At 72.8% G+C, this 24675-nt stretch carries 22 protein-coding genes; 16 read left to right on the forward strand and 6 right to left on the reverse strand.

The window, feature by feature from the left end; translation table 11 throughout:
• The first annotated feature begins 18 nt into the window (after nt 1–18).
• Nucleotides 19–708 carry an HAD family hydrolase gene (locus IE294_RS23230; RefSeq protein ID WP_189889113.1) on the forward strand — a complete coding sequence of 230 codons (690 nt, stop codon included), beginning with the start codon at nt 19–21 and terminating at the stop codon, nt 706–708.
• Nucleotides 709–991: 283 nt separating this feature from the next.
• Nucleotides 992–2491, forward strand: a complete 1500-nt coding sequence (locus tag IE294_RS23235) for an MFS transporter (RefSeq protein WP_189889115.1) — start codon at nt 992–994, stop codon at nt 2489–2491.
• A gap of 5 nt (nt 2492–2496) precedes the next feature.
• Here IE294_RS23235 and IE294_RS23240 read toward each other — a convergent pair whose 3' ends face one another.
• Entirely contained in the window at nt 2497–3312 is an 816-nt protein-coding gene (locus IE294_RS23240) for a LysR family substrate-binding domain-containing protein (protein WP_189889117.1), read from the reverse strand.
• 355 nt (nt 3313–3667) lie between these two features.
• Between IE294_RS23240 and IE294_RS23245 the strand changes: the two genes are divergently transcribed.
• Entirely contained in the window at nt 3668–4069 is a 402-nt protein-coding gene (locus IE294_RS23245; protein WP_189889119.1) for a DUF5997 family protein, read from the forward strand.
• 267 nt (nt 4070–4336) lie between these two features.
• A complete protein-coding gene (locus IE294_RS23250; RefSeq protein WP_229917307.1) occupies nt 4337–5152 on the forward strand; it encodes a helix-turn-helix transcriptional regulator in 816 nt (271 codons plus the stop codon).
• Nucleotides 5153–5251: 99 nt separating this feature from the next.
• Here IE294_RS23250 and IE294_RS23255 read toward each other — a convergent pair whose 3' ends face one another.
• Entirely contained in the window at nt 5252–5674 is a 423-nt protein-coding gene (locus IE294_RS23255) for a secondary thiamine-phosphate synthase enzyme YjbQ (RefSeq protein ID WP_189818628.1), read from the reverse strand.
• A gap of 122 nt (nt 5675–5796) precedes the next feature.
• On the opposite strand from IE294_RS23255, the gene IE294_RS49730 reads away from it, so the two are divergent.
• The 5 genes from IE294_RS49730 to IE294_RS23275 all read left to right on the forward strand — a co-directional run bounded on the left by IE294_RS49730 (nt 5797) and on the right by IE294_RS23275 (nt 9820).
• Nucleotides 5797–5880, forward strand: a complete 84-nt coding sequence (locus IE294_RS49730) for a putative leader peptide (protein ID WP_349817350.1) — start codon at nt 5797–5799, stop codon at nt 5878–5880.
• Between the two features lie 163 nt (nt 5881–6043).
• A complete protein-coding gene (locus IE294_RS23260; protein ID WP_189889121.1) occupies nt 6044–6946 on the forward strand; it encodes an ABC transporter permease in 903 nt (300 codons plus the stop codon).
• Nucleotides 6919–7656 carry an ABC transporter ATP-binding protein gene (locus IE294_RS23265; protein WP_189889123.1) on the forward strand — a complete coding sequence of 246 codons (738 nt, stop codon included), beginning with the start codon at nt 6919–6921 and terminating at the stop codon, nt 7654–7656. The genes IE294_RS23260 and IE294_RS23265 overlap by 28 nt, the downstream gene beginning before the upstream one ends.
• A 31-nt stretch (nt 7657–7687) precedes the next feature.
• Nucleotides 7688–8701 (forward strand): ABC transporter substrate-binding protein, encoded by a 1014-nt coding sequence (locus IE294_RS23270; RefSeq protein WP_189889125.1) that lies wholly within the window; start codon nt 7688–7690, stop codon nt 8699–8701.
• 42 nt (nt 8702–8743) lie between these two features.
• Nucleotides 8744–9820 (forward strand): NAD(P)-binding domain-containing protein, encoded by a 1077-nt coding sequence (locus IE294_RS23275; protein ID WP_189889127.1) that lies wholly within the window; start codon nt 8744–8746, stop codon nt 9818–9820.
• A 12-nt stretch (nt 9821–9832) separates the two neighbouring features.
• On the opposite strand, the gene mltG is transcribed toward IE294_RS23275, so the two are convergent.
• Together mltG and IE294_RS23285 are read right to left on the reverse strand one after the other, a co-directional pair.
• A complete protein-coding gene (gene mltG, locus IE294_RS23280) occupies nt 9833–10738 on the reverse strand; it encodes an endolytic transglycosylase MltG (RefSeq protein ID WP_189889129.1) in 906 nt (301 codons plus the stop codon).
• Between the two features lie 62 nt (nt 10739–10800).
• Nucleotides 10801–12612 (reverse strand): ABC transporter ATP-binding protein, encoded by a 1812-nt coding sequence (locus IE294_RS23285; RefSeq protein WP_189889131.1) that lies wholly within the window; start codon nt 12610–12612, stop codon nt 10801–10803.
• Nucleotides 12613–12726: 114 nt separating this feature from the next.
• On the opposite strand from IE294_RS23285, the gene IE294_RS23290 reads away from it, so the two are divergent.
• A complete protein-coding gene (locus IE294_RS23290; protein ID WP_189889133.1) occupies nt 12727–13176 on the forward strand; it encodes a MarR family winged helix-turn-helix transcriptional regulator in 450 nt (149 codons plus the stop codon).
• A 100-nt stretch (nt 13177–13276) separates the two neighbouring features.
• Here IE294_RS23290 and IE294_RS23295 read toward each other — a convergent pair whose 3' ends face one another.
• Nucleotides 13277–14449 carry a peptide-N4-asparagine amidase gene (locus IE294_RS23295; RefSeq protein WP_306433461.1) on the reverse strand — a complete coding sequence of 391 codons (1173 nt, stop codon included), beginning with the start codon at nt 14447–14449 and terminating at the stop codon, nt 13277–13279.
• Nucleotides 14450–14597: 148 nt separating this feature from the next.
• On the opposite strand from IE294_RS23295, the gene IE294_RS23300 reads away from it, so the two are divergent.
• The 6 genes from IE294_RS23300 to IE294_RS23325 all read left to right on the forward strand — a co-directional run bounded on the left by IE294_RS23300 (nt 14598) and on the right by IE294_RS23325 (nt 23745).
• The gene (locus IE294_RS23300) at nt 14598–16175 is read left to right on the forward strand and encodes a M1 family metallopeptidase (protein ID WP_229917308.1); all 1578 of its coding nucleotides are present in this window, start codon (nt 14598–14600) and stop codon (nt 16173–16175) included.
• Between the two features lie 261 nt (nt 16176–16436).
• A complete protein-coding gene (locus IE294_RS23305) occupies nt 16437–18374 on the forward strand; it encodes a peptidoglycan recognition protein family protein (protein ID WP_189889137.1) in 1938 nt (645 codons plus the stop codon).
• Between the two features lie 424 nt (nt 18375–18798).
• On the forward strand, nt 18799–20604 hold the full coding sequence (locus IE294_RS23310) for an ABC transporter transmembrane domain-containing protein (protein WP_189889139.1): 1806 nt from the start codon (nt 18799–18801) through the stop codon (nt 20602–20604).
• Entirely contained in the window at nt 20601–22382 is a 1782-nt protein-coding gene (locus IE294_RS23315; RefSeq protein ID WP_189889141.1) for an ABC transporter ATP-binding protein, read from the forward strand. Before IE294_RS23310 ends, IE294_RS23315 begins: the two co-directional genes overlap by 4 nt.
• A 580-nt stretch (nt 22383–22962) precedes the next feature.
• Nucleotides 22963–23430: a DUF5709 domain-containing protein gene (locus IE294_RS23320; protein ID WP_014671209.1), complete on the forward strand. Its 468-nt coding sequence runs from the start codon at nt 22963–22965 to the stop codon at nt 23428–23430.
• A 51-nt stretch (nt 23431–23481) separates the two neighbouring features.
• Nucleotides 23482–23745: a type B 50S ribosomal protein L31 gene (locus IE294_RS23325; RefSeq protein WP_014671210.1), complete on the forward strand. Its 264-nt coding sequence runs from the start codon at nt 23482–23484 to the stop codon at nt 23743–23745.
• 32 nt (nt 23746–23777) lie between these two features.
• On the opposite strand, the gene IE294_RS23330 is transcribed toward IE294_RS23325, so the two are convergent.
• Complete coding sequence (locus IE294_RS23330) at nt 23778–24572, reverse strand: metal-dependent hydrolase (RefSeq protein WP_189889143.1); 795 nt, start codon at nt 24570–24572, stop codon at nt 23778–23780.
• Nucleotides 24573–24675 lie beyond the last annotated feature (103 nt).

Genomic DNA, 24675 nt, shown 5'->3' on the forward strand with positions numbered 1-24675 from the left:
CTTGGCATCCTGGACGCCATGAGCGATCTCGGCGCCCTCACGGTCATCTTCGATCTCGACGGAACGCTGGTGGACAGCGAGCCGAACTACTACGAGGCGAGCCGGCAGACGCTGGCCGAGCACGGCGTCCCGGACTTCACCTGGGAGGACCACGAGAGCTACGTCGGCATCAGCACCCGGGAGACGGTGACGATGTGGCGGGAGCGCTACGGCCTGCGCGCCTCGGCGGCGGAACTGCTGGCCGCGACGGACCGCCGCTATCTGGACCTGGCCCGCACCCGCACCCGCGCGTACCCGGAGATGCGCGCGTTCGTGGAGCTGCTGGCCGCGGAGAACGTCCCGATGGCGGTGGCGTCGGGCTCCTCCCCGAAGGCCATCGGGGCGATCCTGGCGGGCACCGGCCTGGACGCCTTCCTGCGCACGGTGGTCTCGGCCGACGAGGTCCCGCACGGCAAGCCGGCCCCTGACGTCTTCCTGGAGGCGGCCCGCCGGCTCGGCGCGGACCCGGCCGACTGCGTGGTGCTGGAGGACGCGGCCCCCGGGGCTGCCGCCGCCCACGCGGCCGGCATGCGCTGCCTGGCCGTCCCGTACGTCCCCGCCCAGGCCGACGCCCCCGGATTCGGCACCGCGACCCTGCTCCTGCCGGGCGGCCAGGCCGAGTTCACGGCGCGGTCGGCGTACGCGTGGCTGCGGGACACGGCCCGCTGATCAACCCGCTCGTCACGGCACCGGGTTCGCCCCCTGCCTGGGGGGAACCGCATGCCTGCGTGCGCCGCTCGGCGCGGTGGGGGCGGCGGCGCCCTTTCGGAGCAAGGGCACGCTGCCCGTCCATGTGGACAGGATCGGGGGTGCCTGGGTGGCCGAGGGACGGCCGGCTCGGGCGGACGGCGAGGCGTGGCGAGGGAACCGGGGGCGCGCAAGGCGCCGTTCCGGGGTGGCGCGCGGTCGTTCCCGGCGTGCACCCACGGCGATGACTGCATAGCGTGACCCCATGAGCACAGAACAGGCCCGGACCGCCCCCGACGAGCGGCGGTGGCAGGCGCTCGGGGTCTGTCTGGCAGCGGGCTTCATCTCGCTCCTCGACACCTCGATCGTGAACGTGGCGCTGCCCTCGCTGGAGCGCGGACTCGGGGCCTCGGAGGCGACCCAGGCATGGGTGGTCTCCGGGTACGCCCTCACCTTCGGACTGGCGCTGGTCCCGGCCGGCCGGCTGGGCGACATGCGTGGCCGGCGCCAGGCCTTCCTCTTCGGGCTCGCCCTGTTCACGGTGGCCTCGGCGGCGTGCGGGTTCGCACCCGGTACCGGCTGGCTGGTGGTGTTCCGCCTGATCCAGGGCGCGGCGGCGGGCATCGTCGCGCCGCAGACCTCGGGGCTGATTCAGCAGATGTTCCAGAGCTCCGAGCGCGCCAAGGCCTTCGGTGTGCTCGGCACCGTCATCGGGGTGTCCACGGCGATGGGCCCGCTGGCGGGCGGCCTGCTGATCGATGCCGCCGGCACCGACGACGGCTGGCGCTGGGTGTTCTTCGTCAATCTGCCGATCGGGGTGGCCGCCTTCGCCGCGGGCCTCCGGCTGCTGCCGCGTTTCCCGGCGACGGGGAAGCACGAGGAGTTCGACCTGTTCGGAGTGTTCCTCCTCGGCGCGGGCGTGCTCGCGCTCATGCTGCCCCTGGTCCAGGAGCAGCAGTGGACCGGCCGGGAGAAGTGGGCGCTGATGCCGCTGGCCGTGGTGCTGCTGGGCGCGTTCTGGGCGTGGGAGAGACGGCAGGGGCGGCTCGGCCGGGCCCCGCTGGTCGACCTGGCGCTGTTCTCCCTGCGCTCCTTCACGCTCGGCGCCCTGATCAGCCTCAGCTACTTCGCGGGCTTCACCACGGTCTTCTTCCTCTACGCCCTGTACCTCCAGAACGGCGTGGGATACAGCGCGCTGGCCTCGGGGCTCACGGTCCTGCCCTTCGCGGCGGCCTCGGCGGTCGGCGCCGCCCTCGGCGGCCGGCTGGTGGTGCGCTTCGGCCGCAAGCTGGTCGTCATCGGGCTGGCCGGGGTGGCCCTGGGCGTGCTCGGGGTCGTGGCGGCGGTGGAGCTGGTGCCCGGACGGAACGTCGGATGGGCGTCGGCACTGCCCCTGCTCGTCGGCGGCATCGGGTCCGGTCTGACCGTCTCCCCGAACACCACCCTCACCCTCACCCGCGTCCCCGTGCACCGGGCGGGCGCGGCCGGTGGCGTCCTCCAGACGGGCCAGCGCGTCGGCTCGGCGGCCGGGATCGCGGTGGTGAGCGCGGTGTACTTCGCCCACCTCGCCAATCACGGCCGCGCGGACACGGCACTCCAGCTCGGGCTGCTCGCCGTCGCGGGGATCATCCTGGTCGCACTCGTGCTCGCGGTCGCCGACCTGCGCGAACGCCAGGTGCGCCCGGAACCGGAGAAGGCCGCGGAGCCGGTCGGGCGGGGCTGGGAAGAGGGAGGTGCCGTGGAGGGGGTGCGGCCTGGTCCGTAAGGGCCTCACGACCTCCGGCGCGGCTTCCCCCGCTTGGCCGGCTTGGCCCCGCCGCCCGTGCGGGCGCGTGCCGTACGGCCGCCAGGCTTGCCCGAGGACCCCGCCGACGGCTTCCCGGACGACTTGGCCTGCGACTTCGCGGCCGGTGCCTGGCGGGTGCCGCCCTGGTCGGAGCGCTTGCGCTGCTCGCCGGCCGAGGACTTCACCGCCGTACGACCCCTGGTGCTGTTGACCGTGCGTCCGCGCACGATGCCGATGAACTCCTCCACCAGGTCGGTGGTGGCCTCCTCCGGCCAGGACAGGGCGACGCTGGACTGCGGGGCGTCGACGACCGGGCGGTAGGTGAGGTCCCGGCGGTGATACAGACGGGCCAGGGACTGCGGGACGACCAGGAGGCCGACGTTCGCCGCCACCAGTTCGATGGCGTCCGGGGTGGTCGCGGGCCGCTCGAAGGCCGGTTCACCGGGCGGGGCGTCCCAGTCGAGGACGTCGTCCAGGGGGTGGAAGAGCACCTCGTCGGCGAGGTCGGCCAGGGTCACCTCGTCCGCCGCCGTGAGCAGGTGGTCCTTGGGGACGACGACCACCGTGGTCTCGGTGTAGAGCGGGATCGCGCTGAAGAACGTACGGTCCACCGGCAGCCGGACGAAACCCGCGTCGGCCTCGCCCGCGCGCAGCAGCTCGGGCACCTCGGTGGCCGGGACCTGGGCCAGGGTGAGCGGGATGCCGGGCAGGCGCTCGTTCCAGATCCTCACCCACTTGGCGGGCGTCACTCCGGGAACGTACGCGAGCCGGAACGACGGTGAATCCTCCGAGCCTGTCATCAGGCCAGGTTACCGGCCCGGCCGGACCCCTCCCCCACGGGCCGCCGGCACGGCTCTCCGCCCCCGGCCACCACCGGGCCTCACCGGGCCTCACCGGGCCTCACCGGGCCTCACCGGGCCTCACCGGGCCTCACCGGCAGGCTCCCGCCTCCGCGCCGTCACCGTCCCCCTCCGGCCCTCGTCGGCCGGCACCCGCCTCCCGCACGCACCGAGACCTGCCGGCCGGCACCCGCCCCGCCCTACGGCACCGGCGCTCGCCGGCGGGCGCCGCCTGTGTTCCGGCACAGGCCGCCGTCCAGGCGCTCGTGACCGGCCGTGGTCGGCCCTCCCCCACGCGGCCGATACCCTGGAGGGCATGAAGTCGCAGCAGAGCACCCAGACGATGAAGCCCGCGACCGCGGCGAAGAAGCTGGGTGTGTACCTCCCCGCCACCCCCGCCTCCTTCCAGGAGGGTGTGGTCACGCGCGCCGAGCTGAACGAGTTGCAGGCCAACCCGCCGGAGTGGCTGCGCGAGCTGCGGACCGACGGTCCCCACCCGCGCCCGGTGGTGGCCGCCAGGCTGGGCGTGTCCATCGCGGGTCTCGCCCGGGGCGGCGTCACCGAGGCGCTGACCACCGAGCAGATCGAGGCGCTCAGGCAGGAGCGGCCCGAGTGGCTGGAGAAGGAGCGCGCCACCCAGGCGGAGGTCCGCAAGGAGGCCGCGCGGCTCAAGAACGTGAAGAAGGAGAAGGCGGAGGGCGGCGCCGAGCGCGGCTGATCCGTCCGCCCGTCCCGACGCCCTCCGGCTCCGCCCGGGGGGCGTTGCCCGTTGCCGGTGGAACGGCCGGGCGAGGAACAGGTACGCGGAGGGCGACACCGGACGGGCCGCCGTTCCCCCGTGCCGGCGGCCCCTCGGTCACGCTGTGTCCGAGCAGGCCGGTGTCGCCGGGTTGAAGTGTGCGACAGCCGGGGACCGCAGGGGTATGCGTACAACTGCGTACGCCGACGGGGAGGGCGCGTACGCAAGGCAACCGGAGAGGAACCCGTGCGGCTGGAGAAGGCCTACGAGCGGATGACGGCCGTCGCCGTGGCGGCGCTGCACGAACGGGAACCCGAGCGGCTGTGGCCGATGCTGGCCGGCACGCTGGCGGACGTGTGCGGCGGCGAGGCGGTCATCCACAAGCTGGACGAGTGGAGCGAGAGCGAGGGCACGCTCGGCACGGTGCCGGATGCCGCCGCCGCCGAGCTGGCCCGGCTCGGGGACGCCGACCTGGGCCTGCTGCGGGCGGGCTATCCCTTCGCCGGTCACTACGCGGCCGGAACCGACCGGACGCCGGTGAGCGCGCACCGGGCGGCGGGCCGTACCTGGCCCTCCAGTCCGACGGCCCGCATGCTCCGCGAGGTGCTCGACGTCGACCATGTGCTGGGCGTGCCGCTCCCGGGAAACGCCGCCCCGATCACCGGGTGCCTGGTGTACCGCGCCGGTACCGACTTCAGTGACGACCACCTGGCCATCGCCGAGCGCGCGCAGCCGCTGCTGGCGGCGGTCGAGCGGCAGCGGCAGCTGCTGGAGGAGTGGCGGCGGGCGCTCGGCCCGGCCGGCGCGCCGGACCAGCGGGCGGCGGACCGCGCGCTGACCCCCCGCGAGACCGCCGTCCTGCTGCTGCTCACGGACGCGCTCACCGCCGACGCCATCGGCCGCCGTCTCGGCATCTCGGTCCGCACGGTGCACAAGCACGTGGAGAACATCTACCGCAAGCTGGGCACTCGCGACCGCGTCGGCACGGTGCTGCGTGCGCAGCGGCTCGGCCTGGTGCCGACGCCCGGTCGGGCCGAGGCCGCCCGGCCTCGCCCTTCGTGACCCGGCACCAGGTCCTCCGGTGAGCCGGCGAAGCCCGGTCCGGTGAGACCGGGAAGCTCAGCCTGGGAACCTCAACCGAGGAACCTCCGTCCGGGAAGCTCAGCCGAGGAAGCTCAGCCGCACCTTGCGGTGGGCGTTGTCCTTGTTGGTGTCCACCAGACACACCGACTGCCAGGTGCCCAGCTCCAGGCGTCCGTCGATCACCGGGAGGGTCGCGTGCGGCGGCACGATGGCGGGCAGGACGTGGTCACGGCCGTGGCCGGGGCTGCCGTGCCGGTGCTGCCAGCGGTCGTCGGCGGGGAGCAGGGTGTGCAGGGCGGCGAGGAGGTCGTCGTCGCTGCCGGCACCCGTCTCGATGACGGCGATTCCGGCGGTGGCGTGCGGGACGAAGATGTTGAGCAGACCGTCGCGGCCGGCCGCCGCCTCCCGCAGGAAGTCCTCGCAGTCGGCGGTGAGGTCGACGACGCGTTCCCGGCTACCGGTGGAGACGTTCAGCACGCGCGTGGTGAAGGCATCGGACATGCCCTCATCCTGACCCATACGCGGGTTCCCACACCCCTCGGCACCCTCATTCTCTGATACACGTGGTCCACAGGACGAGACGCCGTTGACCTGTCCGCCGCCATCTGACTACGTTCTGCGGCATGTTGCGTTCAGCCCTGCTCACCACGCGCGGTCACATCGACCTGCTGCGGGTGGCCTCCGCCGCGTGTCGCCGCGGCTGCTGACGCCCTTCCCCCCTTCTCCCGCCCTTCGCTGCCTTCCCTGCTGCGTGGTGTCCCGCGGTGCGTCCGTACGTCACCTCCCACCCGTTCATTGTTGATCGGGGCATGACGTAACGGGGCCGGGCCGCGCCTCCCCCACCCCTCGCTCTCTGCCCGTGGAGCATTCATGAGCATCAGCCATGCCCCACCCAACTCCCCCGGGCCCGACATTTCGGGTACGTCCACGTCCGAAGCGCCCGCCGCGGACGCTTCCGGCCCCGCCTCCCCCGCCCTCCAGCCCGTCGTTCCCGCCTCCGCCCGTCGCGCCCGGGTCCCGCGCTGGCTGCGCCGGACCACCGGCCCGCTCCTGCTGCTGGCCCTGTGGCAGGTCCTCAGCGCCACCGGCGTGCTGGCAGCCGATGTACTCGCCTCGCCCGGCCGCATCGCGCAGGTCGGCTGGGATCTGATCGCCGACGGTTCGCTGCCCTCGGCCATGGCGACCTCGCTCCGGCGCGTCGCGTTCGGGTTGCTGTTCGGCACGGTCGTCGGCACCGGACTCGCCCTGCTCTCGGGGCTGTTCCGGATCGGTGAGGACCTGGTGGACGCGCCGGTGCAGATGCTGCGCACCGTGCCGTTCGTCGGTCTCATCCCGCTGTTCATCATCTGGTTCGGCATCGGCGAGACCCCGAAGACCGCGATCATCACGCTCGGCGTGACCTTCCCGCTCTACCTCAACGTCTACGCCGGCATCCGCGGGGTGGACTCCCAACTCATCGAGGCCGGCGAGTCGTTGGGCCTGTCCCGCTGGGGGCTGGTACGGCACGTGGTGCTGCCCGGCGCGCTCCCCGGGGCGCTGACCGGACTGCGCTACTCGCTCGGCATCGCCTGGCTCGCGCTCGTCTTCGCCGAGCAGGTCAACGCCGACGCCGGCATCGGGTTCCTGATGGTGCAGGCGCGGGACTTCCTGCGGACCGACGTGATCGTGGTCTGCCTGATCCTCTACGCCTTCCTCGGCCTGCTCGCCGACTTCATCGTCCGCTCCCTCGAAAGGCTGCTGCTGCAATGGCGACCGACGTTCACCGGACGGTGACCGGACCCGCGGTCCATGTCGAGGGGCTGACCCGCTCCTTCGACGGCCGCGCGGTCATCGACGACCTCCGACTCGACATCGCACCCGGCGAGTTCGTCGCCCTGCTCGGGCGCAGCGGCTGCGGCAAGTCCACTCTGCTGCGCATCCTCGCGGGCCTCGACCGGGACATCGAGGGCACGGCCCTGGTCCCGCGCCGCCGGGCCGTCGCCTTCCAGGCACCCCGGCTCATGCCCTGGAAGAAGGTGTGGCGCAACGTCCTGCTCGGGCTGCCGGGCCGCGCCGAACGGGTGGTGGCCGAGCGGGCGTTGGACGAGGTCGGGCTCGCTCATCGCGTCGACGCCTGGCCGAAGACCCTCTCCGGAGGCGAGGCCCAGCGTGCCTCGCTCGCCCGCGCGCTGGTGCGCGAGCCCGATCTGCTCCTGCTCGACGAGCCGTTCGGCGCCCTCGACGCGCTCACCCGGATCAAGGCGCAGCGCCTGGTCGGGGAGGTGTGGCAGCGCCGGGGCTGCGCGGTGCTGCTGGTCACGCACGACGTCGAGGAAGCGGTGCTGCTCGCCGACCGCGTCCTGGTCATGGACGGCGGCCGGATCGCCCATGAGCAGCACATCGACCTGGACCGGCCGCGCGAGATCACCGACCCCCGGTTCGCCGCCCTGCGCGCCCGCCTGCTCGAGCGGCTCGGTGTCGACATCGCCGCCACAGCCGTCTGAGCGCCCGCCCACGAACATGAACGGAACCGTCATGCGACGACGCCTCGTCCCCGCCGCGCTGCTCCTGCCCTTCGCGCTCCTGCTCACCGCCTGCGGCGGGAACTCGTCCGCCCAGACCGGCGCCGACATCGACGGAAAGGGCTCCGTCACCCTGGACGTCGGTGATCAGAAGGGCGGTTCCGAGGCCATCCTGCGCGCCGCCGGAGAGCTGGAGAACCTGCACTACACGATCAAGTGGTCGACCTTCACCTCCGGGCCGCCCCTGCTGGAGGCGGTGAACGCGAAGGCCGTCGACATCGGCGGCGTCGGCAACACCCCGCCCGTCTTCGCGGCCGGCGCCGGTTCGAAGATCACCGTCGTGGCCGCCTGGCACGGCACCTCCAAGGGCGACGCCATCCTCGTGCCGAACGGCTCCGAGCTGACCGGTCCGCGGCAGCTCAAGGGCAGGTCCGTCGCCGTCGCGCAGGGTTCCTCCGCGCACTACCAGCTGGTCGCCTCCCTCGAGGCCGCCGGGCTGAGCCTCGCCGATGTCCAGGTCAAGTACCTCCAGCCGGCCGACGCGCTCGCCGCGTTCACCTCCGGCAAGGTCGACGCCTGGGCGGTCTGGGACCCGTACACCTCACAGGTCCTCCAGGCCGGGCAGGGCCGCGTGCTCACCACGGGCGACGGCGTCACCAACGGACTCAGCTTCCAGGTCGCCGCGCCGGCCGCGCTGAAGGACCCGGAGAAGGCCGCCGCGATCAAGGACTACCTGGCGCGGCTGCGGCGGGCCACGGCCTGGGTGCACGACCACCAGGAGGAGTGGGCCAAGGTGTGGGCGAAGGACACCGGGCTGCCGTACGAGGTGGCACTGGCCTCGGTGAAGCGCACGAACTCCACCCGCGTCGCGGTCGCCGTCGACAAGCCGCTGGTCGCCTCCGAGCAGCGGATCGCGGACACCTTCACCGAGTTGAGGCTGATCCCGGGGAAGGTCGACTTCGCCGCCTTCACGGACCCGCGGTACAACGGCGGCCTGCCGCCGTCGACGACTGCGGCCAAGGACTGAGCGGCGGGGAAGATCCGTGCGCGGCCGGCTGTTGGCTGAGGCGTGGACGAAGTGCGCGAGGTCGATGTCGTCGTCATCGGTGCCGGTCAGGCCGGCCTGGCCGCCGCCTATCACCTGCGGCGCACCGGCTTCGAGCCGGACCGCGACTTCGTCGTCCTCGACCACTCCCCCGGGCCGGGCGGCGCCTGGCAGTTCCGGTGGCCCTCGCTGACCTTCGGCAAGGTGCACGGGATGCACGCGCTGCCCGGCATGGAGCTGACCGACGCCGACCCGGCGCGGCCCTCGGCCGAGGTCGTCCGGGAGTACTTCGACCGGTACGAGCGCACCTTCGACCTGCGGGTGCGGCGACCCGTGGATGTGCGCGCGGTGCGCGAGGGCCCCGGCGGGCGGCTGCTCGTGGAGACGTCCGACGGCACCTGGTCGACGCGGGCGCTGATCAACGCGACCGGCACCTGGGACCGCCCGTTCTGGCCGCGTTACCCCGGGCAGGAGACCTTCCGCGGCCGGCAGTTGCACACCGCGCAGTACGCCGGTCCGCAGGAGTTCGCCGGGCAGCGGGTCGTGGTCGTGGGCGGGGGCGCCTCGGGCACCCAGCATCTGCTGGAGCTGGCCCCGTACGCCGCCGCGACCACCTGGGTCACCCGGCGGCCCCCGGTCTTCCGCGAGGGCCCGTTCGACGAGGAGGCGGGGCGTGCGGCCGTCGCGCTGGTGGAGGAGCGGGTGCGTCAGGGGCTGCCGCCGCGCAGTGTGGTCTCGGTCACCGGGCTCCCGCTGAACGACGCCGTCCGGCAGGGCCTGGCGGACGGGGTCCTGGACCGGCAGCCGATGTTCGACCGGATCACCCCGGACGGCGTGGCGTGGCGGGACGGCCGGCAGGTGTCCGCCGATGTGATTCTGTGGGCGACCGGATTCCGGGCCGCGCTCGACCATCTCGCTCCGCTGAAGCTGCGCGAGCCGGGTGGCGGCATCCAGGTGGAGGGCACGCGCGCGGTCGCCGATCCGCGGATCCACCTCGTCGGCTACGGACCCTCGGCCAGCACCATCGGGGCCAACCGGGCCGGGCGCGCGGCCGTCCGGGACATCAGGCGGCTGCTCGCCGGGGAACCCGTCGCCGCGTGACGTCCCGTCGGCTCAGCGGAGCGCGGGCTCGGGGCCGACGGGCGCGGACGGAGGCGCCGGCGGGCCGTCACCGGTCGGCTGGGCCGTCCCCGCGTTCTGGTGGAGGGCTTGGAACTCGGCGACGTTCCGCAGGTGTGTGTTGTAGTCCGCGGTGAAGCGGGTTTCCCCGGGGGCGATCGTGACGAAGTACAGCCAGTCGCCCGGCGTCGGGTTGAGCGCGGCGCGCATCGCGTCCTCGCCGGGGTTGTCGATCGGCGTGGGCGGCAGGCCCGTGCGCTGGTGGGAGTTGTACGGGTTCCCCTCCTGGGTGTCGCTCTGGCTGGTGTCGGCGGTGTTGCGGTTCAGCGCGTAGTGGAGGGTCGAATCCATCTGAAGCGGCATTCCGCTGTTCAGCCGGTTGAAGATGACCCGGGCGACCTTGCCCATGTCCGCCTTCGTCGAGGCCTCCGCCTGGACGATGCTGGCGATGGTGACCGCCTGGTAGACGTTCATCGCGTTGCGCTGGGCCCCGGCCGCGACGGGGGCGCCGTTGAACTTCTGGTCCGCCGCGTCGATCATCAGTTGCAGCATGGACTCGGGCGTCGCTCCCTTCCGGACGGGATACGTCGCCGGGAAGAGATAGCCCTCCGGATTGCCCCCGGCCTCGTTCGGCAGCTTCAGGGAGGCCTTGCCGACGGCGGCACGGGTGCTGCCCGGGGACAGCTTGAGGGCCTTGTCGATCGCGTCGTAGATCTGGCTCGCGCGCCAGCCCTCCGGAATGATCAGCGTGGCGGGCTTCGCCTGCTCACGGCCGGTTGCCAGCGTCAGCAGCGGCACCGCCACGGCGGTGCCGGCCATGACGGCGCCGGTCACGAGGACGGCGAGTCTGCCGCGGCGTGTCAGTCGGGTCCTGCTCCGTGACGGAGTGTTCGTCTGCATGCGGGCACGGTAATACGCATATCCTCGCAAACCCGGCATATTTTCAGTTTGTCGGTGCAGGTTCAGTTCGTCGTGGGTTGCAGTTGCGCGTCCCGGCGTACCAGGGCCGCGTACCGGCCGTCCCGCTCCAGGAGTTCCTCGTGCGTGCCCCGTTCGGCGACCCGGCCGGAGTCCAGCACCACGATCTGGTCGGCGCCGCGGATCGTGGACAGGCGGTGCGCGATGGTGATCGTCGTGCGGTCTGCCGACAGCGCGTCGATGGCCTCCTGGACGGCGGCTTCCGTGCGGGTGTCGAGCGCGCTCGTCGCCTCGTCCAGGATGAGGACCGGTGGGTCGCGCAGGATGGTGCGGGCTATCGCGAGGCGCTGCTTCTCACCGCCGGAGAAGCGGTGGCCGCGTTCACCGACGACGGTGTCGTAGCCGTCGGGCAGCGCCGCTATGTGGTCGTGGATCTGGGCCGCCCTGGCCGCCGCGTGCAGCTCCTCGTCGCTGGCGTCGGGCTTGGCGAAGCGCAGGTTGTCGGCGACCGAGGCGTGGAAGAGGTACGTCTCCTGCGAGACCACGCCGACCGCTCGGGCGAGGGTGTCGAAGTCGAGGTCGCGGACGTCGACGCCGTCCAGGGTCACGCGGCCACCGGTGACGTCGTACAGACGGGGCACCAGGTAGCCGAGGGTGGACTTGCCGGCGCCGGTCGGGCCGACGACGGCGAGACTGCCGCCGGCCGGCACGGTGACGTCGACGCCGTCGAGGACGGGGCCGTGGCCGCCCTTGTCGTCGTAGCGGAACTCGACGTCCTCGAAGCGGACCTCGCCCTTGATCTGGTCGAGGTGGACCGGCCGTTCGCGCTCGGTGATGTCGACGGGCAGGTCCAGGTACTCGAAGATGCGCTGGAAGAGCGCGAGCGAGGTCTGGATCTGCACGCCGGTCGCGAGCAGGCTCACGGCCGGGCGGAACAGGCCCTGCTGGAGCGAGACGAAGGCGACGATCGTGCCGAGGGAGACCTCGGGGCCGCCGAACCGGAGGGCGAGGCCGGCGGTCCAGTAGATGACGGCGGGCATCGCGGCCATGACGATCGAGATCACGGCCATCCGCCAGCGCCCGGCCATGTTCGACCGCACTTCCAGGTCGACCAGGCCCTCGGACTCGTCCGCGAAGGACGCCGTCAGCGAGTCGGAGCGGCCCATCGTGCGGCCGAGCAGGATGCCGCTGACCGAGAGCGACTCGGTGACCGTGGCCGCCATGGCGGCCATCTGCTTCTGCCGCTGGGTGGTGATCTTCTTGCGCTCCTTGCCGACGCGGCGGCTGATCCACACGAACACCGGCAGCAGGAGCAGGGAGACGATCGTCAGCCGCCAGTCCAGGGCGACCATGGCGACGATCGTGGCGACCACACTGGTGGCGTTGGACACCAGGGAGGTGGCGGTGGAGGTGACGGTGGCCTGCATGCCGCCGATGTCGTTGGCGATGCGGGACTGCACCTCGCCGGTGCGGGTGCGGGTGAAGAAGGCCAGCGACATGCGCTGGAGGCGGCCGTAGACCGCGGTGCGCAGGTCGTGCATGACCCGCTGGCCGACGGTGGTCGAGATCAGGGTCTGCAACACACCGAAGACGCCGCCCAGGACGGCACTGAGGATCATGCCGAGCGCGAGCAGGCTCAGCAGGCCGGTGCGGCCCTGCGGGATCGCGACGTCGAGCGTCTCCCTCAACAGGAACGGTGTGGCCACCGAGACCAGCGACGAGGCGCCGACGAGCAGGCCGACGACGGCCAGCCGCCCGCGGTAGGGACGGAACAGCCGCAGGATGCGGCGCACCTGCCGGGGCTGTTCGCCGGCGTCGGCAGGTGGGGTCCAGGAAGGTTCACGGTCGGGGTGCATGGGCTCCTACGGGTGAGCGGGGCGCCGGCCGGAGGTCGGCCGACGGCGACGGAACGGATCGTAGGTCATTGTTACCTATACTCACAATGAACGGCATCCTGATATTGTTCCCGCATGACCACCCCAGATCCCGAGGGCCTGCTCGCCGAGCAGTTGCTGCGGCTCACCCGCCGGGTGCACCGCATCCAGAAGCGCCATCTGGAACAGCGCGACCTGGGCGTCACCCCGGCGCAGTCCCGGCTGCTGCGCACCCTCGCGCACTACGGCTCCCCGCCGCGCATGACGGACCTCGCCGAGCGCCTGGAGGTCGTGCCCCGCGCGGTGACGACCCTGGTGGACGGGCTGGAGGCAGGCGGCAAGGTACGGCGGGTGCCGGATCCGGCGAACCGCCGCGTGACCCGGATCGAGCTGACGGACGAGGGGCGCGCGGCCCTGGGCGAACTGCGCGGCGCCCGCCGCTCGGCGGCCGAGGAGATACTGGCGCCGCTGACGGAGAAGGAGCGTCAGGTGCTCGGCGTCCTGCTGGACACCCTGATCGACGGGGACGCCGCCCAGCGCTGCTGAACGGCGACGGCCCCTTGCCCGCCTCCGGCGCGACGGTGGTCCCCCGTCCAGCCCGGCCCTGCGGCTCGGCCCACGGGGGACGCGTCCCGGACCACGGGTCTCAGCAGCGGCTGCGGTCCTCCGTCAGCACCCCCTGAACCGTGGTCAGCGAACGGTCGTAGCAGCCGTCCGAGCCGAGGAGCCGGTAGCGCTCGGCCGATGTGCCGACCGCGTGCCGCTGGTCGCGCGGGACGTCGACCGTGTACGTGGCGTCGCCGCTGTAGGTGTCGTCCAGCCGCGACCACGCGGTGCGCCGGCCGCCTTCGCGTGTCACCGCCGACGCCCGGTCGCCGAGGGTCAGCACGGTGCGCAGCCGGTCGTCCGCGCCCAGCGTCGTGGCGCCGTTCATGGTGTACGTCCGGTGCGTGCGGGTCGTCCGCGCGGGGCCGCGGCCGGCGACACCGACCGCCTCGTCGTCGGTCCAGGTCGCGTCGAGCCCGTCCACCGCCTCGCCGTCGGTCCACCGGTGGACGGAGGAGTGGGCGAGCGTCCGGGTGACCGTGGTGGTCACACGGCCGTGCGAGGTGTCCAGGTGACCCGAGACAGCGAGCCGGTGCCCCGCCTCGGTGTGCACGCGGTTCTCCGCACCGGGGGTGAAGGTGGAGGAGTCGGCGAGGCCGGTCGCCCTGTCCTCGGTGAGCGCGCCCGGCACATGGGCGCGGTGCGCGTCCTGCCAGACGAGCACGTTCACCGGCGCGCTCCAGCCCGACTGACCCGCGGGCACGCCGAGGACGGACACCTCGACGCGGTGCGGGCGGCCGTCGTTGAGGAGGCCGGCGAAGGGGGTGAGGTCGTACTCGATCGGCCGCACGTCGAAGGCGCGCGGGGCCGGGACGACGTACCAGAGGAAGGGGTTGGACCAGCCGCCCGTCCAGACGTTCGGGAACGGCGCCGCGATACCGGCGAGCCGGCCGTCGACGCTGATCCGCACCTCGCGGTACGGGCCGCGGTCGGCCTTGCACGCGTACGGCGCCGGGTCGGCGACGGGCTTGGGGGGTGTGTACGCGCCCCGGTACGGCGTGAAGTCGCGGAACCGGGCGTCGGCGAGGGTGACCTGGCAGGACTTGGTGTGCGGCCGGTCGACGGGCGGCGCCGCGGTCACCAGGTCGTGCCAGTCGGTGCCGAACTCGGCGGACACGTCGGCCGCTTGGGCCGCCTGGGTTCCCGTGCCGAAGAGCGCGCTCACCACGAGGGTCGCCCCGGTAAGCATGGACATGACGGTCCGTCTTCTCATGGCCGGTGTTCTACGGGCAGACGGGCCGCCCCGCAATGACGCCCCGGACAGACCGGCGCGATGAGGCCGGTCACCGCACAGACTCGGGCAGGCACCTACCGAAGGAACATTTAGTGAGATAAACGGATCTTGCTGGCATAGTGCGGACATGGAGATCACCAAGGGGCCGGGCAAGGAATCGGCACATGGGGAATCCCGGCACACACGCCCCCGTCATGTCCTCCGCACCCGTCGCGCGGCCCTGATCCTCGCCCTCGCCGGAGCGGGTGCGTTGACCGGTACCGCCGTCTGCACCGGCATGCTCCCGCACGGATCCGACGGCTCACCGGCCCCCGGTCCGGCCGCCTCGTCGGGCCCGCCGCCGACCCCCGGCGCAGCGGGTATCGGCGACCCGCTCATGCCGCTCGCCGGCAACGGCGGCTACACCGTCCGCCGTTACACCCTCGACTTCGACTGGCGGGCCCCCCGCACTCCGTTCGAGGCCGGCGCCACCATCAGCGCCACCGCCACACAGGCCCTGTCCCGCTTCGACCTGGACTTCGCGGGCAACGCGCTGCACCGCGTCACCGTCGACGCGGTGCCCGCCATCGCGCGACGCGACGGCGACGAACTCGTCGTCACCCCCGCGCGACCGATCCCGCGCGGCAGCACGTTCACCGTCCGCGTCGCCTACACCGCCGACCCGACGCAGGGACGGCACCGCGACGACGCGATCCAGGACTACGGCTGGGTGCCCACCGCCGACGGCACCGTGGTCTGCGCGCAGCCGGACGGCGCCCGCATGATCTTCCCGGCGAACGACCACCCGAGCCTGCGGGCACCGGTCACGTTCCACATCACCACCCCGCCGGGGCTCAGCGCGGTGGCCAACGGCCGGCTCGTCGGCACCGTCCGGCGGCCCGACGGCCGGACCCGGTGGACGTACGACTCCGAGCATCCCCTCGCGGCGCAGCTGGTCCAGCTGGCGATCGGAAGGTTCACCTTCGTCGACAGCAGCGGCCCGCGCGGGCTGCCCGTCCGGGACGTGGTCCCGGACGACCTGGTCACCGACACCGAGGAGTACCGCTCGCTCACCCCGGACCATCTGGCCTGGCTGGAACGGCGGCTCGGCCCGTACCCGTTCCGCCGCTACGGCGTGCTCGTCGGGGACACCGATCTGCCGGTGGCGCTGGAGACCCAGTCGCTCTCCGTCCTGCCGCGGGAGGACCTGCTGGGCGACCGGGTCGACGCCGAACGCAACCTCGTCCACGAGCTGACCCACCATTGGACGGGCGACAGCGTCGCCATCCGGCGCTGGTCCGACCTGTGGCTGAGCGAGGGGCACGCCCGTTTCTACGAACGCCTCTACTCCGACGAGCACGGCGGCGTGAGCCTGGAGTCGGTGATGCGGTCGGCGTACGAGCAGCACGACCAGTGGCGGCACGACGAGGGGGCGCCCGCCGAGCCCGGCGAGGCGACGCTGTTCAAGCTGATGCGGTACGACGGCTCGGCGCTGGTGCTGTTCGCACTGCGGGAGAAGGTCGGCGCGGAGACCTTCGAGAGGATCGAGCGTGCCTGGGTGACCGAGTACCGGGGCCGTACCGCGGGCACCCGGGATTTCATCGCCCTCGCCTCCCGGGTCGCCGGCGAGGACCTGACACCGTTTCTGCATCCGTGGCTGTACGGCGCGCACACCCCGCCCATGCCCGGCCACCCCGACTGGCGGGTGGACCCGGTCGAGGACTGAGCCGCGCCCGGTTCGCCCGTCGTTGCCCCAGGCAGCCGAGTCACTGCCGCCGACCGGGTGGCCTCGGCCGGACCGCTGGTCCACCCCGGTGACGTTCGCCACGACACGGCGCCTGGGGCACGGAAACGTACGAGGGGTGGCGCTACGGGCAACTCCTTTGTCCTGGTGCGATCGAGCGTGGTTGGGAGAGCCTCTGCGATGAGAAGAAATGTTTCTGCACATGTCCCTGGTGCCATCCGGAGGTGCCGCCTTACGGCTTGCGTGATCGCGGGGGCGGCTCTGCTGCCGCCGCTGCTGATCCTCCCGATGTCCGGCGCCGACGACGCGGACGACCGGCGTCTACAGGACGCCTTCACGAACGCCTCGCGCGAGTTCCACGTGCCGCGCAGTGTGCTCATGAGCGTGTCCTACATGCAGTCCCGCTGGGACTCCCACCCGGGCGCGCCCAGCGTCGTCGGTGGCTTCGGGCCCATGCACCTGGTGGACACCGACCGCGTCCAGGCCTCGGCGGCGCCGTCCGAACCACAGGCGCCGCTCGATGAGCCCCTCACGGGCGCGGCGGGAACGCCGGCCACGGGCGCCACGGCGGGCCACGCCGCGCCACCGGCGGACCTGCGCAACGCGGCCCGCCTGATCCAGGTCCCGGTCGAACGGCTGCGCACGGACGACGTCGCCAACGTCCGCGGCGGAGCGGCACTCCTGGCGGCCACGCAACGACAGCTCGGCAAGCCCCTGAGCAGCGACCCGGCGGACTGGTGGGAGACGGTCGCGCGCTTCCCGGGCAACCGTGACGTCGCGTCAGCCGCGGCCTACGCCGACGACGTCTTCGCGCTGATCCGGCGCGGAGCACACCGCACCACCGCCGAAGGGCAGGACGTGGCGCTCCCCGCCACCCCCAGCCTGCAACCGCACCCCCACACCCCCCAGGCACAGGGCCCGCAGCGGCCGAAGCAGGTCGAGTGCCCCGCCGAACTGACCTGTGACTGGCTCGGCGCGCCGTACGAGGAGATCGACGACGGCGACTACGGCAACCACGACCTGGCCGACCGGCCCAGGGACCAACCGATCGAGTACATCGTCATCCACGACACCGAGGCCGTGCTGCCGAGCATGCTCCAGACGGTGCAGGACCCGACGGAGTCGTCGTGGCACTACTCGATCCGCTCCAGCGACGGCCACGTCACCCAGCACATCAGGACCAAGGACGAGGCCTGGCACTCCGGCAGCCAGTTCGTGAACGCCCGCTCGATCGGCATCGAGCACGAGGGGTTCCTCACGCAGCCCGGGACCTGGTACACGGAGCGGATGTACCAGGCCTCGGCGCGCCTGGTGCGGTACCTGGCGCAGAAGTACAGCATCCCGCTCGACCGGCAGCACATCTTCGGCCACGACAACGTGCCCGCTCCGACCGCCGGCACCATCCCCGACATGCACGACGACCCCGGCCCCTTCTGGGACTGGCGGCACTACTTCGACCTCCTCGGCGCGCCGCTGAAGGCCACGGCGGGCCCGGACAGCGACATGGTGACGATCCTGCCGGACTTCGCCCGGCACAAGCCCGACTACACGGGATGCGGCGGCAGCGGCAAACCGTGCCCGCCGCACGGCTCCAGCGCCGTCCGCCTGCACACCGAACCGAACGAGAAGGCCCCGCTGATCCAGGACCCGGGCCGCAAGCCCGACGGCGACGATTCCACGAAGGACGTCAACGACCTGGGGTCGCGCGTCTCCACCGGCCAGACGTTCGCCGTCGCCGACCGCAGCGGCGACTGGACGGCGATCTGGTTCCAGGGCCGGAAGGCGTGGTTCGAGAACCCCAAGAAGCACCCGACCGCCGTCGGTGCGAGCGGGCACATGATCACACCGAAGGAGGGTCTGGACGAGATCCCGGTGTACGGCCGCGCCCTCCCCGAGGAGGATGCCTACCCGGAGGACGTCGACGGGCCGACCGAGTCGCCGCTCCCGTACCCGATCCTGGCGGGCCAGCGGTACGTGACCCAGGCCGGCGTCGGCAGTTCCTACACCGCCAAGTCCTTCAGCGACACGCCCAACCCGGTGGTGTGGGGCCGGGAGCGGTACTACGAGATCCAGCTCGGCCACCGGCTCGCGTACGTCCGGGCCAGCGACGTGGACGTGGTGGACTCGTCCGGCGCGGCGGGGCCGCAGGGGCGGCAGGCGGCCCCTCCGGGCGGGCGCTGACGTCACGGAAGCCGGGATCGCTCCGGCTTCCGCGCGAAAGGAGCCGCGGCACGACGCCTTCACCGGGCCGTGAGGTGCGCGGGCACTTCACGGCCTTCCCGCCAGACGCCGGCGCGGGCCGAGGTGCCGCTGCCGTGGTCCACGTGCCACGGATGCCGGCGTCCTTCCGGTTACGTCATCCGCCGCGCTGGTGGGCCTCACTGGTGGCGGTCCTGCCGCGGGCGGACGGCCGCACGGCGCTCGACAGGCGGGGCAGCGGGCCTGGCCCGAACTGTGGTCATGGCCGGAAATGGGCGATTTGCGCGCGCCCTGGAGAAAACCGTTTGAAATTCACCACTCTGCGACGCGAACCTTTCACGGCTTGTCGCCGCTCCCCGCGGCGTCCCGCTCCTTCCCTGCCCGTGACACGAGCCACTGGGACGTCATGCAGATTCAAGACCTTCCGTATCCCGATCCGGGCGTGCCCGACGCGCGTTCGGGCCCCCGATTCCTGTGGTGGCTCTGGCGCAACCAGCTGGGCGGGCAGCTGAAGTCGCTCGCCTGGGGCCTGCTGCACTTCGTCTCCGTCTCCGCCCTCCCCTTCTGCGTCGGCCTCGCCGTGCAGGCGGCCGTCGACCGCTCCGGCACCCGGCTCGCCCTGACGGGTGGTCTGATGGTGCTGTGCGGAACGGGCATCGCCGTCGGCGACACCTTCCTGCACCGGACCGCCGTCACCAACTGGATCACCGCGGCCGCCCGCGTCCAACAACTGCTGGCGCGCAAGGCCGCCCAGCTGGGCTCGGCCCTGACCCGGCGGGTGGCCGCCGGTGAGGTGGTGGCCGTCTCCACCGGCGACGTGGAGAAGATCGGCTGGTTCGTCGAGGCCGTCTCCCGCTTCACCGCAGCCGCGCTCACGGTCCTGGTCGTCTGCGTCAGCCTGCTCGTGTACCAGCCCGCGCTCGGCGTGGTCGTCGCCGTGGGCCTGCCGGTCGTGGCCCTCGCGGTACTGCCGCTGCTGCCCCGGGCGACACGCCGCGCCGACGTGCAGCGCGAGAAGGCGGGACGGGCCACAGAACTGGCCTCCGACACCGTCGCCGGCCTGCGGGTGCTGCGTGGCATCGGCGGCGAGGAACTGTTCCTCGACCGCTACCGCCGGGCCTCGCAGGAGGTACGGCACGCCGCCGTGCGCAGCGCCCGGATGTGGTCGCTGATCTCCGCCGTCCAGGTGCTGCTGCCCGGTCTGCTGCTGATCGCCGTCGTCTGGCACGGCATCGGCCTGGCCCGCCAGGGCCGGATCACGGTCGGTGAACTCGTCACGGTCTACAGCGCGGTCGTGGTCCTGAACTACCCTCTACGGCACTTCGAGGAGATCGCCATGGCGTACTCCTTCTCCCGCCCCTCGGCCAAGCGTGCCGCGCGCGTGCTCTCGCTGGAGCGGTCCACGGCCACCGACGGCACCCGCGCGGCCGAGGTGCCGGGCGGCGACCTGTACGACCCCACGACCGGTCTGCTCGCTCCCACCGGCCGGTTCACCGCCGTCGTCTGCGGTGACCCGGACGCGGCGGGCAGGCTCGCCGAACGCCTGGGCGGCCACCCCACGGAGCCGGGCCGGTCGGTGCTGCTCGGCGGGGTCCCCCTGGACGAACTCCCCCTCGACAGCGCCCGGACCGCCGTCCTCGTCCAGGACAAGGACCCGGTGCTGCTCTCCGGCACGCTGCGCGAACTGCTCGACGTGCCCGCCTCCGGTGCCGTACGGGCCGAGGACGCACTGGCAGCGGCACAGTGCGACGACGTGCTGGACGCGCTCGTGCAGGGTTCGCTGGACGCGGTGGATCCGATGGACGCCCGGATCACCGAGCGCGGACGCTCCCTCTCCGGCGGCCAGCGCCAGCGGCTCGCCCTGGCCCGGTCGCTCGTCACCGATCCGGAGGTGCTGGTGCTGGACGAACCGACCTCCGCGGTCGACTCGCACACCGAGGCCCGGATCGCAGACGGGCTGCGCCGGCTGCGGTCGGGACGGACGACTGTGGTGTTCACCTCCTCCCCGCTGCTGCTCGACCGCGCGGACCGGGTCGTCCTGGTGCACGAGGGCGAGGTCGTGGCGAGCGGCGTGCACCGCGAACTCGTCGACGGCGAGCCGCGGTACCGGGCCGTGGTGACCCGGGAGACCGACGACGAACTGACCGCGACCGACGAGGGCATGCTGCTGGACGCGCTCCAGGAGCTGGAAGAGATCGAGGAGAGCGCATGATCGGCGTTGCGCCACCGGCGTACGACCCGGCGGCCCCGACGACCGCCACCACCCTGCCCGTCGGCGCCGCCGCGACCGTACGCGCCTACGTCACCGAGCTGTTCCGCCGGCACCGCCGTGCCTTCCTGCTGCTCATCGCCGTCAACACGGTGGCCGTGGTCGCCTCCATGGTGGGCCCGTTCCTGCTCGGCGGCCTGGTCGAGCGGGTGACGGAGGAAGCCGCGAACCTCCAGCTGGGCCTCACCGCCGGGCTGTTCGTGCTCGCGCTGGCCGTGCAGGCCGGGTTCGTCCGGCAGGTGCGGCTGCGGGGCGCGATGCTGGGCGAGCGGATGCTGGCCGACCTGCGCGAGGACTTCCTCGTACGCTCCGTCGGACTGCCGCCGGGCGTGCTGGAGCGGGCGGGCACCGGCGACCTGCTCTCCCGCATCACGACCGACATCGACCGCCTGGCCAACGCCATGCGCGAGGCCGTGCCGCAGCTGGCCATCGGTTTCGTGTGGGCCCTGCTGCTGCTCGGCGGACTGGTCGTGACGGCCCCGCCGCTGGCCGCCGCCGTGCTGCTCGCCGTCCCGGTCCTGGTGGTCGGCTGCCGCTGGTACTTCAAACGGGCTCCGTCCGGCTACCGCTCCGAAGCCGCCGGATACGCCGCCGTCGCCGCCGCTCTCGCCGAGACCGTGGACGCGGGCCACACCATCGAGGCACACCGCCTCGGCGCCCGCCGCGTGGCCCTGTCGGAACAGAGGATTTCGCAGTGGGTCGCGTGGGAGCGCTACACGCTCTGGCTCCGCTCCGTGCTCTTCCCGGTCATCAACACCGTCCACCTCCTCGTGCTCGGTTCGGTCCTGATGGTCGGCGGTGTCTTCGTCCTGCACGGCTGGATCGGAGTGGGCCAGCTGACCACCGGCGCGCTCATCGCCCAGATGCTGGTCGATCCGGTGAACCTGATCCTGCGCTGGTACGACGAGGTGCAGGTCGCCCAGGTGTCGCTGGCCCGGCTGGTCGGCGTGCGGGAGATCGAGCCGGAGGCCGGGGAGGCCGCGCCGGCCCCCGACGGACGGGTCGTGCACGCCGACCGGGTGCACTTCGGCTACCGCGAGGGCGTCGACGTGCTGCGGAAGGTCTCCCTGGAGGTCGCGCCGGGCACCCGGCTCGCCCTGGTCGGCCCGTCCGGCGCGGGCAAGTCCACGCTGGGCCGGCTGCTCGCCGGGATCTACGCGCCCCGGGACGGCCGGGTCACCCTGGGCGGGGCGGAGCTGTCCCGGATGCCCGCGGAACGCGTCCGCTCCCACGTGGCCCTCGTCAACCAGGAGCACCACGTCTTCGTGGGCTCCCTGCGCGACAACCTCCTGCTGGCCCGCGCCGGCGCCACGGACGCCGAGCTGTGGGCGGCCCTGGGCGCGGTCGACGCGGACGGATGGGCGCGGGCGCTGGACGACGGCCTGGACACCGAGGTGGGCTCCGGCGGCTTGGCCCTGACCCCGGCGCAGGCCCAGCAGATCGCGCTGGCCCGGCTGGTGCTGGCCGATCCGCACACGCTGGTCCTGGACGAGGCGACCTCGCTGCTCGATCCGCGCGCGGCCCGCCACCTGGAACGCTCTCTGGCGCGAGTCCTCGACGGCCGCACCGTGGTCGCCATCGCCCACCGTCTGCACACCGCCCATGACGCCGACGTGATCGCCGTCGTCGAGAACGGCCGCATCAGCGAACTGGGCAGCCACGAGGAGCTGGTCGCGGCGGAGGGAGCGTACGCGGCGCTGTGGCGGTCTTGGCACGGGTGAGACTGGCACCGGTGAGATCGGGATAGCGGTGGTTGTGGGGAGGGGGTGACTGATCCGACGGGGTGACGGCGGGGGTAGCTGGGGCGGCCGGGTCGGTCGGGTCGGTCGGGGCAGATGGGTTGTCGCGTGGAGGGGGAGGCTGGGTCGGTCGGGGAGGCTGGGTCGGTCGGGGGGTTGGGTCGGTCGGGGGGATGGGTAGTCGCGGTGGACGGGGGGGCTGGCTGGGTCGGCGCGGCTCGGCAGGTCGGCAGGTCGGCAGGTCGGCAGGTCGGCAGGTCGGGTTGATTGTCGCGGTCGGCTCGGTCGGCTCGGTCGGTTCGGTCCTCTCGTTCCGATGGATCGGCTCGGCCCGGCTGCTTCCTTGGGTCGGAGCGGCCAGGCCCCGGTGCACGGGGGCGCGGCACCGCCGGGACTCGTGCCGTTGCGCGGTGCCGAGCAGGGGTGGAAGGCTGGAAAGCGGCACCGGGTCGGGGTGTGTCCGGGAACCAGGCGGTTCACGGTGTGTCTCCGTGCCCTGCGTGCCGACGGTCCGCCGCCCACTGGGACGGCACCGGGCCGTGCTCACCACCTGGAGGTAGTCGTGGACACGGACGGCTGGGGGGACGACGTCTACCAGCCCGATCCCTCGGAGATCCGGGAGGACTCGGGGGTGCTCGACGTCGAGGACACATTGGATTTCGACGGCGTCGCCGACCCCCTGGACCGCGGCTGGTCCCCTCCCGAGCGGCCGTGGGCGGTCGAACACACCGGCGTGACGGCGGCCGAACGCCAGGCGGGCGAGACCCTCGACCAGCGGCTCGCCGAGGAACAGCCGGACCTCGCCGCTCCCGACGGCGACGGCATCGGCGACTGCGACGGCACGGATGGTGAGCTCCTGGACAACGAGGTCGGCAATTCCCGCTCCGGCCGGCTGGTGGCCCCCGACGAGGGTGCGCACGAGGACGAGGAGGCCGCCCTCGTCGCGACCGACGTCGGCATCGACGGTGCCGCCGCCTCCGCCGAGGAAGCCGCGATGCACATCGTCGACGAGGACTCCCTCCCTGGCTGAGCCGGCCCCTTCGGCCGCCCCCGCCCCGAGCGCCCCGCACAAGGAGCCGCCATGCAGCAGGACAAGCACCCCGACTACCACCCCGTGGTCTTCCGTGACCGCGCCGCCGGCTACGCCTTCCTGACCCGGTCCACCGCGCGGAGCGAGCAGACCATCGAGTGGGACGACGGCCAGACCTACCCGGTGATCGACGTGGAGATCTCCTCGGAGAGCCACCCCTTCTACACGGGCAAGGCCCGCACGGTCGACACCGAGGGCCGCATCGCCCGCTTCGAGCGCCGGTACGGTGCGGCGGACGCGGGCGAGGCGACCTGATCCGGAGGGCTCCCCCAACCCTCCGGACCCCCTCAGATCACATTGAGGGCGGCGGCGCAGCCCGCTCCCCCGAGCAGCATGAACACCGGCATCAGTACCTTCAGCTCGACCCAGCTGCCCGCCCGGAACCGCATCGCCTTCGGCGGCCCCAGCGGGTACCAGCGCTTGCGGCCGACCGGGATCGGCCACAGGATCGGGCAGCCGGACACGGTCAGCGCGTCGCCGATGTCGTGCACCAGCGCGCCCAGCACGATCGGCAGTCCCAGCCAGAGGTACTCCTGCCCGGGCGCGGTGAACAGCCAGTCGGAGCCGTTGCCCGGCTTGTCCAGCACGCCCGCCAGGATCCACGCGCTGGTCGCCGCCAGCAGCCAGACCAGGACATCGCTGCTGGAGCCCCGCGCCGCCCGCCACAGCAGACCTTCGATGGCGAGCACCATGTGCGCGAACAGGATCGCCAGCACCGCCCAGCGGCCCCCCGTGATCGCAGCGGCCGAGCAGCCGGCGCCGATCAGCACGGCCCACAGCCAGGTGTGCGTCAGCGTGCGGTGCCCGCCGGAGCGGCGCGGATCGCCCTGCTTCCTGGTGGCCTTGTAGACCGCGTACGACAGCTTGTCCACGATCTCGCAGAGCCAGCGGGAGAGCGGGCCGAAGGCCCGGGAGATGGTGGCGGCCTTGTGATCGAGGTCCGGGGCGAGCGCGGCGCCGGCGCAGATCAGGGCGCCGACGAGGAGGACCGGCCAGGGCATCGGGTGTCCGGCCGCCGCGGTGGCGGCTCCGACGCCGAGCCAGGCCGCCGCCCCCGACAGTGAGTGTGCTGGTCCCATCATGGCCGCTTCCCGCCCCATTCCTCGTGTGCCGCTGACCAGTTGACCTGGTGCGCTGACGCCGCATCGGCGACACAGCGTAGCGGTCGTGATCTTCGGATCCCCA

The sequence above is a fragment of the Streptomyces canarius genome (assembly GCF_014650735.1).
Taxonomy (GTDB): Bacteria; Actinomycetota; Actinomycetes; order Streptomycetales; family Streptomycetaceae; genus Streptomyces; species Streptomyces olivaceoviridis.